Raw genomic sequence first — 14,445 nt, 5'->3', positions numbered from 1 at the left:
AGCGGGTTTTTAGCATTTGTCACAACGGGCACATTACTGCAGCAGCGAAATATCCGCCACGCGCAGGAACAGCTCACGCAGTTTCTCGAGCATAGAGAGACGGTTAATACGCAGCTCTTTATCTTCTACGTTCACCATCACTTTCTCGAAGAAGGCGTCGATAACGTCACGCAGCTCGGCCAGCTCCACCAGCGCTTCCTGGTAGCGACCTTCCGCGAAGACCGGCTCGAGCTTGTCGCGCAGCACCACAACCTGCATCGCCAGGGCGATCTCTTCCGGTTCTTTCAGCGTCGCGGCGTTCACACGCTCGTTCAGCGTCTCGTCGGATTTCGCCAGGATGTTGGATACACGCTTGTTGGCCGCCGCCAGAGCAGATGCTGCTTCCAGCGTACGGAAGTGGGAAACCGCCTTCATACGCGCATCGAAATCAGCCGGACGGGTCGGACGACGCGCCAACACCGCCTGAATGGTGTCGACGGTGTAACCTTCATCCTGATACCAGGCGCGGAAACGACCGAGCATAAAGTCGATCACGTCATCCACCACGTTGGCGTTGGTCAGCTTGTCGCCGTACAGACGCACTGCTTCTTCGGTCAGGGTCTGCAGATCCAGGTTCAGGTTCTTCTCAACGATGATACGCAGCACGCCGAGCGCAGCACGACGCAGCGCAAACGGGTCTTTGTCGCCTTTCGGATGCTGACCGATACCGAAGATACCCGCCAGGGTGTCCATCTTATCGGCAATCGCCACCGCGCACGCAACCGGGTTAGACGGCAGTTCGTCACCCGCAAAGCGCGGCTGATACTGCTCGTTCAGGGCCACGGCCACGTCTTCCGCTTCGCCATCGTGACGCGCGTAATGCATACCCATCACGCCCTGGGTGTCGGTAAATTCGAACACCATGTTGGTCATCAGGTCGCATTTAGACAGCAGGCCCGCACGCGTCGCGTGGTTAACGTCCGCACCGATTTCACGGGCAATCCAGCCGGACAGCTCCGCGATACGGTCGGTCTTGTCGCGCAACGTACCCAGTTGCTGCTGGAACAACACGGTCTGCAGGCGTGGAAGATGATCTTCCAGACGCTTTTTACGGTCGGTATTGAAGAAGAACTCGGCATCCGCCAGACGCGGACGAACGACCTTCTCGTTACCAGAGATAATCTGGATAGGATCTTTCGATTCGATGTTTGCCACGAAGATGAAGTTTGGCAGCAATTTGCCGTCGTTGGCATAGACCGGGAAGTACTTCTGGTCACCCTTCATGGTGTAAACCAGCGCTTCAGCCGGAACGGCCAGGAATTTCTCTTCGAACTTCGCGGTCAGCACAACCGGCCATTCCACCAGCGAGGTCACTTCTTCCAGCAGGCTGTCGCTCAGATCGGCTTTACCGCCAATCTTGCGCGCCGCGTCTTCCGCGTCCGCTTTGATTTTGGCTTTACGCTGTTCGTAGTCAGCAATGACCTTGCCGCGCTCCAGCAGGATCTGCGGATACTGGTCAGCATTGTCGATGGTGAACTCGGGCTCGCCCATAAAGCGGTGGCCGCGGATCACGCGATCGGACGCCACGCCCAGAATGGTGGCCGGAATAACGGTGTCGCCCAGCAGCAGGGTCACGGTGTGAACCGGACGCACAAAGTGCACGTCAGACGCGCCCCAGCGCATCAGCTTAGGAATAGGCAGCTTCGCCAGAGACGTGGCAATCATGTCCGGCAGCAGCGCCTCCGCGCTTTCGCCCTTCACGTGCGCACGGTACAGCAGCCACTCGCCTTTATCCGTGGTCAGACGCTCGGCCTGATCGACGGTGATGCCGCAGCCACGCGCCCAGCCTTCCGCCGCTTTGCTCGGCTTGCCTTCCGCGTCAAAGGCCTGGGCAATCGCCGGGCCACGTTTTTCGACTTCACGATCTGGCTGGGACGCCGCCAGATTTGCCACTTTCAGCGCCAGACGGCGCGGCGCGGCAAACCACTCAATTTTACCGTGTGCCAGGCCAGCGTTATCCAGCTCGGCAGTCACGTTCGCAGCAAAAGATTCAGCCAGGCTGCGCAGGGCTTTTGGTGGCAGCTCTTCGGTGCCGATTTCCACCAGGAAAGTTTTCTCAGACATGGCCGCCTCTTATTTGTTTCGGTTGCACATCGGGAAGCCAAGGGCTTCACGGGACGCGTAGTAAGCTTCTGCAACGGCTTTGGTCAGGGTACGAATACGCAGAATGTAGCGCTGACGTTCAGTCACGGAGATGGCTTTACGGGCGTCCAGCAGGTTGAAGCTGTGGGCGGCCTTCAGAATACGCTCGTAGGCAGGCAGCGGCAGCGGAGTCTCCAGCGCCAGCAGCTGCTGCGCTTCTTTCTCATACTGCTCGAAGCAGGTGAACAGGAAGTCCACGTCCGCGTATTCGAAGTTATAAGTGGATTGCTCCACTTCGTTCTGATGGAACACGTCGCCGTAGGTGGTTTTACCCAGCGGGCCGTCGCTCCAGACCAGGTCGTAAACGCTGTCTACGCCCTGAATGTACATGGCCAGACGTTCCAGACCATAGGTGATCTCACCGGTGATCGGCTTACATTCCAGACCGCCCACCTGCTGGAAGTAGGTGAACTGGGTCACTTCCATGCCGTTCAGCCACACTTCCCAACCCAGCCCCCAGGCACCCAGCGTTGGGTTTTCCCAGTTATCTTCCACGAAACGGATGTCGTGGATGGTAGGATCCATACCCAGCTCTTTCAGCGACCCGAGGTACAGTTCCTGAATATTGTCGGGTGATGGCTTAATCACCACCTGGAACTGATAGTAATGCTGCAGACGGTTCGGGTTTTCACCGTAACGACCATCGGTCGGACGACGGGAAGGCTGCACATACGCGGTCGCCATTGGCTCTGGCCCCAACGCGCGCAGGCTGGTCATCGGGTGTGAAGTGCCGGCGCCGACTTCCATGTCCAAAGGTTGAACAATGGTACAGCCCTGACGAGCCCAGTAATCCTGTAAGGTCAGGATCAGGCCCTGGAAGGTCTTGGTATCAAACTTTTGCATAGTATTTCGTGCTGGATACGTGTGGTTTTAAATGGAAGGGACCAGTATACCCGCTGGCTGCAAGATATACAGTACGAAACGGGGTTGTTTAGGGAAAATTGGGAAATAAGCCTTCCGGCCAGAACGCTGACGGCGTCTGGCTGTTGATTATCCGAGCAGGCTAGCGCATGGAGAGGTGTAAAAACTGACCGTCCGCATCAAACGAGCAGACAAAGCCCTCTTTACGCGACGTATGGCCCCGCAGCTCATAGCTGCCCTGAAAACGTTCAAAACCGGTAACGTCAATTTTCTGCACGTCCGAGTTATAGCGGCGAGCGGCCCGATCTTTACAGAGCGCTTCCATATTCAGTGAACGTTCCGGGCTCATTTTACCCTGCTGCGCTTTTTGCACAGGTGCTTCCTGTGGCGCACTGCATCCCGCCAGTATGAACAGCAGAAAGAGTGACGCCACACGCTTCATCATCATTTTTATTACCGCCCTGGTCAGTGGCTGTTATTTTTAGTATCAACGCTTTTATAGATTATGGTCCGGCATTCTGCGAATCTCGTGGCCTCCCGACAAGCCTGCGGAATAAAACTCAGAATTTTCCAAACGAAGACATTTGGACAATGGGAGTCACACTCAATTTACAGGGAATACGAGGAACTGATGCAGTCAAAAATTAACTGGATTGATAACCTGCGAGGAATAGCCTGTCTGATGGTGGTCATGATCCACACGACGACCTGGTATGTCACGAATGCGCACAGCATCAGCCCCGTTAACTGGGATATCGCCAATATTCTCAACTCTGCGTCGCGCGTCAGCGTGCCGCTGTTCTTTATGATTTCCGGCTTTCTCTTTTTTGGTGAACGCAGCGCGCAGCCGAGGCACTTCATCCGCATCGCGGCCTGCCTGGGGTTCTACAGTGCCGTTGCCTTGCTCTATATCACGCTGTTCACCTCAATAAACGCCGGACTATCGCTAAAATACGTGCTGCAAAAGCCGGTGTTCTACCACCTGTGGTTCTTTTTCGCCATTATCGCGATCTATCTGGTCTCCCCCCTTATTCAGGTGAAAAACGTCAGCGGAAAAATGCTTCTGGCCCTGATGGTGGTGATTGGCATTGTCGCCAACCCAAATACGGTCTCGCAGAAAATCGACGGTTTTGAGTGGTTGCCGGTCAACCTTTATATCAACGGCGATACCTTTTACTACGTGCTTTACGGCATGCTGGGGCGCGCCATCGGGATGATGGATATCCAAAAGCGCGGTCTGAACTGGCTCTGCGGGTTGCTGTTTATGGCTGGCGTGGCGGTGATTTCACGCGGGACGCTGCATGAGCTTCAGTGGCGCGGTAATTTTGCCGATACCTGGTACCTGTACTGCGGGCCGATGGTCTTTATCTGTGCCGTATCGCTGCTCACGCTCGTTAAAAATACCCTGAATACGCGTCCCCTTCCCGTACTGAGCGTCATTTCACGACACTCTCTCGGGATTTACGGTTTTCACGCGCTGGTGATCCACGCGCTTCGGACAAGAGGCGTTGAGCTTAAAAGCTGGCCGGTGCTAGATATCGTCTGGATTTTTGCCGCGACCCTGGCGATCAGCCTGCTGCTGTCGATGCTGCTGCAAAAAATCGACACTCGCCGCTTCGTCAGCTAATGCTTCGCTGCCGGGCGCGATGATACTGGCGTGGGGAGGAAAACCCTGCCGCCAGTGAAGCCTGCTCCACGCCGCGCCCCTGCAATAGCCACTGCTCCGCCACCGCCAGACGCAGCTGCTCCAGATAATCGCGAACGCTAATCCCTAAATGTGACTGAAAAAGCCGGGTGAGATGGCGCGGGCTGACGTGCGCCAGCGCGGCGATATCAGGCAAGCTCCACTTTTTTTGTGGCTCGGCGGTGAGCGCATCCTGCGCCCGATGAATCGCCGGATGAAGATGATTGCGGTAGCGTAGCCACGGGGAGAGCTGGGGATCGTCACCGGAACGGCGGAACCAGACCACCATCTCGCGCGCCACGGCCAGCGCCTTTTCGGGACCGCACAGGCGGTTAATCATATGCAGCGCCAGATCGATGCCAGACGTGATCCCCGCGCTGGTCCAGATGTTCTCATCCTGCACAAAGATGCGGTTTTCTTTAATCGTCGCTGTGGGGGCTGCGGTGCGTAAACGACTGATAACGTCATGGTGGGTTGTACACTGCCGGTTGTTCAGCAGGCCCGATTTCGCCGCCAGCAGCGCGCCAGAACAGACGCACATCACCGTGATATCCCGGCGCTGAATAATCGGCTGCAGGCGCATCAGCCAGTGCTGTATCTGTAACGCCTGTGGTGTCGAAAACTGAGTGCGGGAGTCGCTCACGCCGGGCATTACCAGCAGGCTCCCCTCAGGCACCCTTTCCGGTAGCGGCTGGATGCCGCTCATCGTCAGGCCTATCGACGTCGGAACGTCCGGTTGCGGCCCAATGTAATGCAGACGAAACGCGTCGCCAGCCAGCATAAAGCTCTCTGCCGGGCCCGTCATATCTAATGACAGCACCCCGGGCAACATGACGAACCAGACGTCGATGCTCATTACAGTGACTCCAGCGTCTCCGCTACCGTTTTAATGTCGGCAAAACGCCCGGACAGTACCGTTTCGGTACGGTGGCGAATTTCCGCTGCACTCAGGGTAATGCCCCTGTACGTCATGGGGAACGTCAGCGTGGCCTCGCTAACAAAGGTCACAGCATAACCCAGATCGGATGCCACCCGGGCGGTGGTTTCGCAGCATTGCTCAGTGCGAATACCGCAGATAATCAGCTGGTTGATATCACGTTCACGCAGCCAGCGATCGAGCCCGGTATCCGTAAAGGCATTATGGACGTGTTTCTGGAAAACCACATCCGGCTGATGACGCAAAAAGGCCATCGATTTAACAAAGCCGCTTTGCAGCGTGAAGGGGCCGTCTTCATCTACATGGAAAATATCAACGACCGGAATACCGCGCGCCTGGCAGCCTTCAATCAGCCCCAGCATCGCCTGCTGAAAGGCAGGAATGTCATCCTCCTGCCAGTAATTGCGGTGATGGAAGGACTGCTGAGTATCAATGTTGATGAGTGCAATGCGTGACATGGTGGAGCTCCTCGCCAGTGGGTGTGACACCATACTGGCAAGGAAATAAAGGCACGCACAGACCAAAAAAGGACATCCTCGTGCCGCGGTCGGACAAGCGTGTTTACGACATCAGCGGCAGCAGCTGCTGGTAGATTTTGCGGAACACGTCGCGCCTTTCCGCGTACCGCGCATGGTTTGCCGCATCAGGGAAATGCGCCTGCTCAAGGGTAAGCTGCGGCAGCAGTTGCGAAAGCGGTTGTTCCGGATGAATGGCTATCTGCGCCAGACGCGCGGCGCCGAGCGCGGGGCCAACATCGCCACCGGTGCGGAAATCCAGCTGCAACCCGCTGATATCCGAGAGCATTTGCCGCCAGTAAGGGCTTCGCGCACCGCCGCCAATCAGGGTGACGCTTGCGGGTTTCAGGCCGCAGTCATGGACCACGTCCATTCCGTCGGCCAGCGCATACCCCACCCCTTCCAGAACCGCACGCGCCAGTTCTGCCGGGCCATGCTGATGGGTTAAGCCAAAGAATACCCCTTTCGCTTCCGGATTGTTGTGTGGCGTACGCTCGCCGGACAGATACGGTAAAAACCAGACGGTCCCCGCAGCGTCATCCGCCTGCTGCGCCGCCGCAATGAGCGCAGGCACGTCGGTCATGCCGGTGAGTTTCGCCGCCCAGTCCAGGCAGGACGCCGCGCTCAGCATCACCGACATCAAATGCCATTTTCCCGGAAGCGCATGACAGAAACTGTGCACAGCGCTTTCGGGATTACTGCGATAGCCGTCGCTGACGGCAAAATAGACGCCAGACGTTCCCAGAGACAGCATCGCCTGCCCTGCCTCAACCATGCCGACGCCCACGGCACCCGCAGCGTTGTCACCGCCCCCGGCAACCACCGGTACGGCAGGCATATTCCAGCGTTCCGCAACGTCTGGCAGCAGTGTGCCTGTTACCTCGCTACCTTCGAACAGCACGGGCATGTGTTCACGGGTCAGGTGGCAGGCATCCAGCATCGCCTCGCTCCAGTCACGTTTCGCCACGTCGAGCCACATCGTGCCGGCGGCATCGGACATGTCGGAAGCAAAATCGCCCGTCATACGAAAGCGCAGATAGTCTTTCGGTAGCAGGACTTTCGCCACCTGCCGGAAAATCTCCGGCTCGTGTCGCTGCACCCACAGCAGCTTGGGCGCGGTAAAGCCGGGCATCATCAGGTTGCCGGTGATCTCACGAGACGTGGGTACACGCGCCTCAAGAAGCGCACACTCTTCCGCACAGCGGCCATCGTTCCAGAGAATGGCGGGTCGCAACACGCGATGCTCGCTGTCCAGCAAGGTTGCACCGTGCATTTGCCCGGCAATCCCCAGCGCTTTCACGTCACGCAGAGAATGCTGTTCACCTAACGCCTTGATTGCACGTTCCGTTGCCTGCCACCACTGCTCCGGATCCTGTTCCGACCACAGCGGATGCGGACGTGAAACCTGCAGCTTTTCCGTCTGCGTTGCTAACACCTCGCCCTGTTCGCTTAACAGGATGGCTTTCACACCCGATGTGCCAAGATCGATCCCGATATACATTACGGTGACTCCTTTAACAGAAATGCCCGGTGGCGCTAACGCTTACCGGGCCTACGTGCTGTTATTTATCGAACAGGTAGTGATTGACCAGATTTTCCAACAGCTCCTGGTGCCCGCTCTGGTGCTGCGGTGCAAGCTGATGTTGTTCAGCGTACTTCGCGATGTCCGCAAGTGATAACTGACCTTTCAAAATTTGCTGGCCCAGCTCACTGTTCCAGCCGCTGTAACGCTTCGCCACGCGTTTATCGAGCTCGCCGTCTTCAATCATACGAGCCGCCACTTTCAACGCCAGCGCCATGGTGTCCATCGCACCAATGTGGCCGTAGAACAGATCGTATTTGTCGGTGCTCTGGCGACGCACTTTGGCGTCAAAGTTCAGGCCGCCGGTAGTGAAACCACCCGCTTTGATGATTTCGTACATCACCAGCGCGTTCTCTTCCACGCTGTTCGGGAACTGGTCTGTGTCCCAGCCCAGCTGCGCGTCGCCGCGGTTAGCATCGACCGAGCCGAAGATGCCCAGCGCAATCGCAGACGCGATCTCGTGGTGGAAAGAGTGGCCCGCCAGCGTGGCGTGGTTGGCTTCAATGTTCACTTTAATCTCTTTTTCCAGACCGAACTGCTTCAGGAAGCCATACACCGTCGCCACGTCGTAGTCATACTGATGCTTCGTCGGCTCCTGCGGCTTCGGCTCAATCAGCAGCGTGCCGCGGAAGCCGATTTTGTGCTTGTGGTCGACAACCATCTGCATAAAGCGGCCAATCTGCTCGCGCTCCTGACGCAGATCGGTGTTCAGCAGCGTTTCATATCCTTCACGGCCACCCCAGAGGACATAGTTTTCGCCGCCCAGCTGATGCGTGGCATTCATTGCCGTCACCACCTGCGTGGCCGCCCAGCTAAACACTTCCGGATCCGGGTTGGTTGCCGCACCCGCGCCGTAGCGTGGGTTTGTGAAGCAGTTTGCCGTGCCCCACAGCAGTTTCACGCCGCTTTGCTGCTGCTTTGCCGCCAGTACATCCACCATCTGCGCAAAGTTGTTCAGATACTCTTTCAGCGATGCGCCTTCCGGCGACACGTCGACGTCATGGAAGCAGTAGTACGGCACGTTCAGCTTGTGGAAGAACTCAAACGCCACATCGGCTTTGCGCTTTGCCAGTTCGATGGCCTCACCCGGTTGCTGCCATGGGCGGTCAAAGGAGCCCACGCCGAACATATCGGCGCCGTTCCAGCAGAAGGTATGCCAGTAACAGGCGGCAAAGCGCAGATGATCTTCCATGCGCTTACCCAGCACCAGCTCATCCGGGTTGTAGTGACGAAATGCTAAAGGATTGGTCGTTTTCGGGCCTTCGTAACGAACACGATCGAGTTGGTCGAAATAAGCTTGCATATTGAGCTCCATAATCAGGGTATGCGGCGAGTCGTTGATACAGGAGTAATAGTGAATAGACATTTTGGGTTGCTCAATTACGTTATTTCACACTGCTATTGAGAGAATGCACAACTGTGCGCTGGCTCGCAAAATAATGCGCAGACAAACTATTTTTCGGCGCGAATTCCAGAATCAAATGTAATTAAGACGTTACGTATTTTAAAATCCGATCGCGGTCATAAATTCAGAAATAAACCAAATATCGTAATGAGAAGATAAAAATCTGTAATTGCCAGCCCGCCTTTCCGCGTTAAAAATTTGCTGCGTCTCAGCAGTGAATGTTTCTTTTATCTCAGCAACACATACCCCTACAAAAAGGCCTAATAATTATGAAGATAAAGAACCTGACCCTAACGCTCTGCACTACGCTCCTGCTTGCCAGTTTTGCCGGTCATGCCAAAGAGGTCAAAATTGGCATGGCGATTGACGACCTGCGTCTGGAGCGCTGGCAAAAAGATCGCGATATCTTTGTAAAAAAAGCGGAATCCCTCGGCGCAAACGTGTTTGTTCAGTCGGCTAACGGCAACGAAGAAACGCAAATGTCGCAGATCGAGAATATGATTAACCGTGGCGTCGATGTGCTGGTCATTATCCCCTATAACGGCCAGGTATTAAGTAACGTGGTAAAAGAAGCCAAACAAGAAGGCATAAAAGTGCTGGCTTATGACCGCATGATTAATAATGCGGACATTGATTATTATATTTCGTTCGATAATGAAAAAGTCGGCGAATTACAGGCACAAAGCCTGATCGACAAAGTGCCTCAGGGCAATTATTTCCTGATGGGCGGCTCTCCGGTGGATAACAACGCCAAGCTGTTCCGCGAAGGGCAAATGAAGGTCCTTAAACCGTACATCGACAACGGGAAAATTAAAGTGGTTGGCGATCAATGGGCCGACGGCTGGCTGCCAGAAAACGCGCTGAAGATTATGGAAAATGCGCTGACGGCCAACAACAACAAAATTGATGCGGTTGTGGCCTCCAACGATGCCACCGCAGGCGGTGCGATTCAGGCATTAAGCGCCCAGGGGCTGGCGGGTAAAGTCGCCATTTCTGGACAGGATGCCGATCTGGCTGGCGTAAAACGCATTATCGCAGGCACCCAAACCATGACGGTCTACAAACCGATTACCGAGCTTGCCAATACGGCGGCGGAAATCGCCGTGGAACTGGGCAATGGCAAGCAACCTAAAGCAGACGCAACGCTGAATAACGGGCTGAAAGACGTTCCGGCTCGCCTGCTCACCCCTATTGAAGTCAATAAAGAGAACATTGACGCCACCGTCATTAAAGACGGCTTCCATAAGAAGAGCGAACTGTAATCCGGCGCGGCCCCTGCTTTGCAGGGGCGCATCACGTTGTACTGTTCTTCCCTCGGTTTATGTGGAGCAGTTATGCCTTATTTACTTGAAATGAAAAGCATCACCAAGCGCTTCGGCACGGTGAAAGCCGTCGATAACGTCAGTCTCCGGTTGAATCCCGGCGAAGTCGTTTCGCTGTGTGGCGAGAACGGCTCAGGCAAGTCAACGTTGATGAAAGTGTTGTGCGGGATCTACCCGTATGGCAGTTACGAAGGCGAAATCGTTTTTGCTGGCGAAGTTATCCAGGCGACTCACATTCGTGATACCGAACGTAAAGGCATCGCCATCATCCACCAGGAACTGGCGCTGGTGAAGCATCTCACCGTGCTGGAGAACATTTTCCTTGGGGCCGAAATTTCCCGCCACGGCGTGCTGGATTACGACACCATGACGCTACGTTGTGAAAAGCTGCTCGCGCAGGTGAGTCTCAGCATTTCACCGGATACCCGCGTGGGCGACCTGGGACTGGGGCAACAGCAGCTGGTTGAAATCGCTAAAGCGCTCAATAAACAGGTCAGGCTGCTGATCCTTGATGAGCCCACGGCCTCGCTCACCGAACAGGAAACTGCGGTACTGCTCGATATCATTCGCGATCTGCAAAATCACGGCATCGCCTGCATCTACATTTCGCACAAACTGAACGAGGTTAAAGCCATTTCGGACACCATCTGCGTGATCCGCGACGGGCAGCACATCGGCACGCGTGAAGCCGCGGGCATGAGTGAGGATGACATCATCACCATGATGGTAGGACGCGAGCTGACGGCGCTCTACCCGAATGAGCCTCACACCAAAGGTGATGAAGTGTTGCGCGTGGAAAATCTGACCGCGTGGCACCCCGTTAACCGCCACATCAAGCGTGTGAATAACGTCTCGTTTTCTCTGCACAGCGGCGAAATCCTCGGTATCGCCGGGTTAGTCGGCGCCGGGCGCACGGAGGCCGTACAGTGTCTGTTTGGCGTGTGGCCAGGGCGCTGGGAGGGCACGATTTATATCGACGGCCAGCCGGTGAAAATCGACAACTGCCAGCAGGCGATCGCCCGCGGCATTGCCATGGTGCCGGAAGACCGCAAAAAAGACGGCATCGTGCCGGTTTTGGCGGTGGGGAAAAACATTACGCTGGCGGCGCTCGATCGCTTCTCCGGCGCGCTGAGCAGCCTGGACGATGCCGCCGAGCAGCAGTGCATCCTTCAGTCAATCGCCCGATTGAAGGTCAAAACCTCCTCACCGGAACTGGCCATTGGCCGCCTGAGCGGCGGCAACCAACAGAAGGCGATTCTGGCGCGCTGCCTGCTTCTCAATCCACGCATATTAATCCTTGATGAGCCGACGCGCGGAATTGATATCGGTGCCAAATATGAAATCTACAAACTGATTAATCAGCTTGTACAGCAAGGGATTGCCGTCATTGTCATTTCGTCTGAGTTACCCGAAGTGCTCGGCCTGAGCGACCGTGTGCTGGTCATGCACGAGGGAAAACTGAAAGCCAACCTGATTAACCAGAACCTGACGCAGGAGCAGGTGATGGAAGCCGCTTTAAGGAGCGAACGTCATGTCGAAAAGCAACCCGTCTGATATCAAAGTCGCCGTTCCGACGCCCGGTGCGTTCGCAGGGCTAAAAGCGCTGAACCTGCAGGTTTTCGTGATGATCGCGGCGATTATCGTCATCATGCTCTTCTTTACCTGGATGACTGATGGTTCGTACCTCAGCGCGCGTAACGTCTCTAACCTGCTCCGCCAGACCGCTATCACCGGCATTCTGGCCGTCGGCATGGTATTCGTGATTATCTCCGCGGAAATCGATCTGTCGGTCGGTTCAATGATGGGGCTCCTCGGCGGTGTGGCGGCGATTTTTGACGTCTGGCTCGGCTGGCCGCTGCCGCTGACCGTGGCGGTCACGTTGGTATTGGGGCTGGTACTGGGGGCCTGGAACGGCTGGTGGGTAGCCTACCGTAAAGTGCCGTCGTTCATTGTCACCCTGGCGGGGATGCTGGCCTTCCGTGGGATCTTAATCGGCATTACTAACGGCACCACCGTCTCCCCGACCAGCGCGGCCATGTCGCAGATTGGTCAGAGCTACCTCCCGGATGGTGTGGGCTTTACCATCGGCGTGGCGGGGCTGCTGGCATTTGTCGCGTGGCAGTGGCGTGGACGCATGCGTCGTCAGGCGCTGGGGCTGGCGTCGCCAGCATCCACGTCGGTGGTGGGACGTCAGGCGCTCACGGCCGTCATTGTGCTGGGCGCCATCTGGCTTTTAAACGACTATCGCGGTGTTCCGACCCCCGTGCTGCTGCTGACGCTTTTACTGCTGGGCGGCATGTTTATGGCCACGCGCACCGCGTTTGGCCGCCGTATTTATGCCATCGGCGGCAACCTTGAGGCTGCCCGCCTCTCGGGCATTAACGTTGAACGCACCAAACTCGCGGTCTTCGCCATTAACGGCCTGATGGTCGCCATCGCCGGGTTGATCCTCAGCTCGCGTCTGGGGGCGGGTTCCCCCTCCGCCGGTAACATCGCCGAGCTGGATGCTATCGCCGCCTGCGTTATTGGCGGTACCAGCCTCGCAGGGGGTATCGGCAGCGTCGCGGGCGCGGTCATGGGGGCATTTATCATGGCGTCGTTGGATAACGGGATGAGTATGATGGACGTCCCGACGTTTTGGCAGTATATCGTCAAGGGGGCCATTCTTTTACTGGCAGTCTGGATGGACTCGGCCACCAAGCGACGGGCCTGATAACGGTATTGTGACTTAATTGGGAAGTGAGCCATGTTTGAAAAGCGTCACCGCATTACGTTGTTATTCAATGCCAACAAAGCCTACGACCGTCAGGTGGTAGAAGGCGTGGGTGAATATTTGCAGGCGTCGCAATCCGAGTGGGATATCTTTATTGAGGAAGATTTTCGCACCCGTCTGGAGAACATCAAAGACTGGCTGGGCGATGGCGTTATCGCCGACTATGACGACCCCGTCATTGAGCAACTGCTGACCGACGTCGACGTTCCGATCGTGGGCGTCGGCGGCTCCTACCACTCGCCCGAACACTATCCGCCGGTTCACTATATCGCCACCGATAACCATGCCCTGGTCGAGGCCGCGTTTCTCCATTTAAAAGAGAAAGGCGTCCATCGCTTCGCGTTTTATGGTTTACCCGCCACCAGTGGCAAGCGCTGGGCCGTTGAGCGTGAGCACGCGTTTTGCCAGCTGGTCGCGCAGGAGAAGTATCGCGGCGTGGTCTATCAGGGGCTGGAAACCGCCCCGGAAAACTGGCAGCACGCGCAAAACCGTCTCGCTGACTGGCTGCAAACGCTTCCGCCGCAAACCGGCATTATTGCTGTGACGGACGCCCGCGCGCGGCACGTGCTGCAGGTCTGCGAACACTTACACATTCCGGTGCCCGAAAAACTGTGCGTGATTGGCATCGATAACGAAGAGCTTACCCGCTACCTGTCCCGCGTGGCGCTCTCTTCCGTGGCTCAGGGCACGCGTCAAATGGGCTATCAGGCGGCGAAGCTGCTGCACCGTCTGCTGGATAAAGAATCTCTGCCGCTTCAGCGCCTGCTGGTGCCTCCTGTTCGCGTCGTAGAACGTCGCTCAACCGATTATCGCTCCTTAAGCGACCCGGCCGTTATTCAGGCCATGCACTATATTCGCAACCACGCCTGCAAAGGGATTAAAGTCGATCAGGTACTGGATTCGGTGGGCATTTCGCGTTCGAATCTGGAGAAGCGTTTTAAAGAAGAGGTGGGCGAAACCATTCATGCCGTTATCCATGCTGAAAAGCTGGAGAAAGCACGCAGCCTGCTCATCTCCACGTCGCTGTCGATCAACGAAATCTCGCAGATGTGCGGTTACCCGTCGCTGCAATATTTTTATTCGGTGTTTCGCAAAGAGTATGACACCACGCCGAAGGAGTATCGGGATCGCCACAGCGAGGTGCTGATCTAGAAAAGAAAACGCCTTCCAGTGGAAGGCGTTTTT

Annotated in this window: 12 protein-coding genes; 5 read left to right on the top strand and 7 right to left on the bottom strand. The window is 56.3% G+C overall.

From position 1 onward, the window contains the following. Nucleotides 1-33: 33 nt before the first annotated feature. The 3 genes from glyS to V1572_RS03710 all read right to left on the bottom strand — a co-directional run bounded on the left by glyS (nt 34) and on the right by V1572_RS03710 (nt 3,490). On the bottom strand, nt 34-2,103 hold the full coding sequence (gene glyS, locus V1572_RS03720; protein ID WP_045907867.1) for a glycine--tRNA ligase subunit beta: 2,070 nt from the start codon (nt 2,101-2,103) through the stop codon (nt 34-36). A gap of 9 nt (nt 2,104-2,112) precedes the next feature. Then, a complete protein-coding gene (gene glyQ / locus V1572_RS03715) occupies nt 2,113-3,024 on the bottom strand; it encodes a glycine--tRNA ligase subunit alpha (protein WP_003860141.1) in 912 nt (303 codons plus the stop codon). Between the two features lie 160 nt (nt 3,025-3,184). Further along, nucleotides 3,185-3,490: a YsaB family lipoprotein gene (locus V1572_RS03710; protein ID WP_045907868.1), complete on the bottom strand. Its 306-nt coding sequence runs from the start codon at nt 3,488-3,490 to the stop codon at nt 3,185-3,187. A 183-nt stretch (nt 3,491-3,673) separates the two neighbouring features. Between V1572_RS03710 and V1572_RS03705 the strand changes: the two genes are divergently transcribed. After that, the gene (locus tag V1572_RS03705; RefSeq protein ID WP_395299715.1) at nt 3,674-4,669 is read left to right on the top strand and encodes an acyltransferase; all 996 of its coding nucleotides are present in this window, start codon (nt 3,674-3,676) and stop codon (nt 4,667-4,669) included. Here V1572_RS03705 and V1572_RS03700 read toward each other — a convergent pair. The 4 genes from V1572_RS03700 to xylA form a co-directional block, all read right to left on the bottom strand. Then, a complete protein-coding gene (locus V1572_RS03700; protein ID WP_395299714.1) occupies nt 4,662-5,582 on the bottom strand; it encodes a GlxA family transcriptional regulator in 921 nt (306 codons plus the stop codon). The genes V1572_RS03705 and V1572_RS03700 overlap by 8 nt on opposite strands. Beyond that, nucleotides 5,582-6,121, bottom strand: a complete 540-nt coding sequence (locus V1572_RS03695; protein WP_395299713.1) for a cysteine hydrolase family protein — start codon at nt 6,119-6,121, stop codon at nt 5,582-5,584. Before V1572_RS03695 ends, V1572_RS03700 begins: the two co-directional genes overlap by 1 nt. A 103-nt stretch (nt 6,122-6,224) precedes the next feature. Continuing rightward, entirely contained in the window at nt 6,225-7,679 is a 1,455-nt protein-coding gene (gene xylB / locus V1572_RS03690) for a xylulokinase (protein WP_395299712.1), read from the bottom strand. Between the two features lie 61 nt (nt 7,680-7,740). Further along, complete coding sequence (xylA, locus tag V1572_RS03685; RefSeq protein ID WP_086374966.1) at nt 7,741-9,063, bottom strand: xylose isomerase; 1,323 nt, start codon at nt 9,061-9,063, stop codon at nt 7,741-7,743. Nucleotides 9,064-9,434: 371 nt separating this feature from the next. On the opposite strand from xylA, the gene xylF reads away from it, so the two are divergent. From xylF to xylR, 4 genes are all read left to right on the top strand, one after another. Further along, nucleotides 9,435-10,427, top strand: coding sequence for a D-xylose ABC transporter substrate-binding protein (gene xylF / locus V1572_RS03680; protein ID WP_008502746.1), 993 nt, complete (start codon nt 9,435-9,437; stop codon nt 10,425-10,427). Between the two features lie 72 nt (nt 10,428-10,499). Beyond that, nucleotides 10,500-12,041, top strand: coding sequence for a xylose ABC transporter ATP-binding protein (locus V1572_RS03675; RefSeq protein ID WP_395299711.1), 1,542 nt, complete (start codon nt 10,500-10,502; stop codon nt 12,039-12,041). Continuing rightward, the gene (gene xylH / locus V1572_RS03670; protein WP_045907874.1) at nt 12,019-13,200 is read left to right on the top strand and encodes a xylose ABC transporter permease XylH; all 1,182 of its coding nucleotides are present in this window, start codon (nt 12,019-12,021) and stop codon (nt 13,198-13,200) included. The genes V1572_RS03675 and xylH overlap by 23 nt, the downstream gene beginning before the upstream one ends. 33 nt (nt 13,201-13,233) lie before the next feature. Beyond that, entirely contained in the window at nt 13,234-14,412 is a 1,179-nt protein-coding gene (xylR, locus tag V1572_RS03665) for a D-xylose utilization transcriptional activator XylR (RefSeq protein ID WP_021242460.1), read from the top strand. Nucleotides 14,413-14,445: the final 33 nt, after the last annotated feature.

This window comes from Enterobacter quasiroggenkampii, from assembly GCF_043972695.1.
In the GTDB taxonomy this organism is placed as follows: Bacteria; Pseudomonadota; Gammaproteobacteria; order Enterobacterales; family Enterobacteriaceae; genus Enterobacter; species Enterobacter quasiroggenkampii.
The sequence above is the reverse complement of the archived record's forward strand: the minus strand, read 5'-3'. Positions and strand labels throughout refer to the sequence as shown.

Bases quoted from the DNA above. Each gene is read 5' to 3' on its own strand.
- glyS (WP_045907867.1), bottom strand. From the start codon at position 2,103: ATGTCTGAGAAAACTTTCCTGGTGGAAATCGGCACCGAAGAGCTGCCA.
- glyQ (WP_003860141.1), bottom strand. From the start codon at position 3,024: ATGCAAAAGTTTGATACCAAGACCTTCCAGGGCCTGATCCTGACCTTA.
- V1572_RS03710 (WP_045907868.1), bottom strand. From the start codon at position 3,490: ATGATGATGAAGCGTGTGGCGTCACTCTTTCTGCTGTTCATACTGGCG.
- V1572_RS03705 (WP_395299715.1), top strand. From the start codon at position 3,674: ATGCAGTCAAAAATTAACTGGATTGATAACCTGCGAGGAATAGCCTGT.
- V1572_RS03700 (WP_395299714.1), bottom strand. From the start codon at position 5,582: ATGAGCATCGACGTCTGGTTCGTCATGTTGCCCGGGGTGCTGTCATTA.
- V1572_RS03695 (WP_395299713.1), bottom strand. From the start codon at position 6,121: ATGTCACGCATTGCACTCATCAACATTGATACTCAGCAGTCCTTCCAT.
- xylB (WP_395299712.1), bottom strand. From the start codon at position 7,679: ATGTATATCGGGATCGATCTTGGCACATCGGGTGTGAAAGCCATCCTG.
- xylA (WP_086374966.1), bottom strand. From the start codon at position 9,063: ATGCAAGCTTATTTCGACCAACTCGATCGTGTTCGTTACGAAGGCCCG.
- xylF (WP_008502746.1), top strand. From the start codon at position 9,435: ATGAAGATAAAGAACCTGACCCTAACGCTCTGCACTACGCTCCTGCTT.
- V1572_RS03675 (WP_395299711.1), top strand. From the start codon at position 10,500: ATGCCTTATTTACTTGAAATGAAAAGCATCACCAAGCGCTTCGGCACG.
- xylH (WP_045907874.1), top strand. From the start codon at position 12,019: ATGTCGAAAAGCAACCCGTCTGATATCAAAGTCGCCGTTCCGACGCCC.
- xylR (WP_021242460.1), top strand. From the start codon at position 13,234: ATGTTTGAAAAGCGTCACCGCATTACGTTGTTATTCAATGCCAACAAA.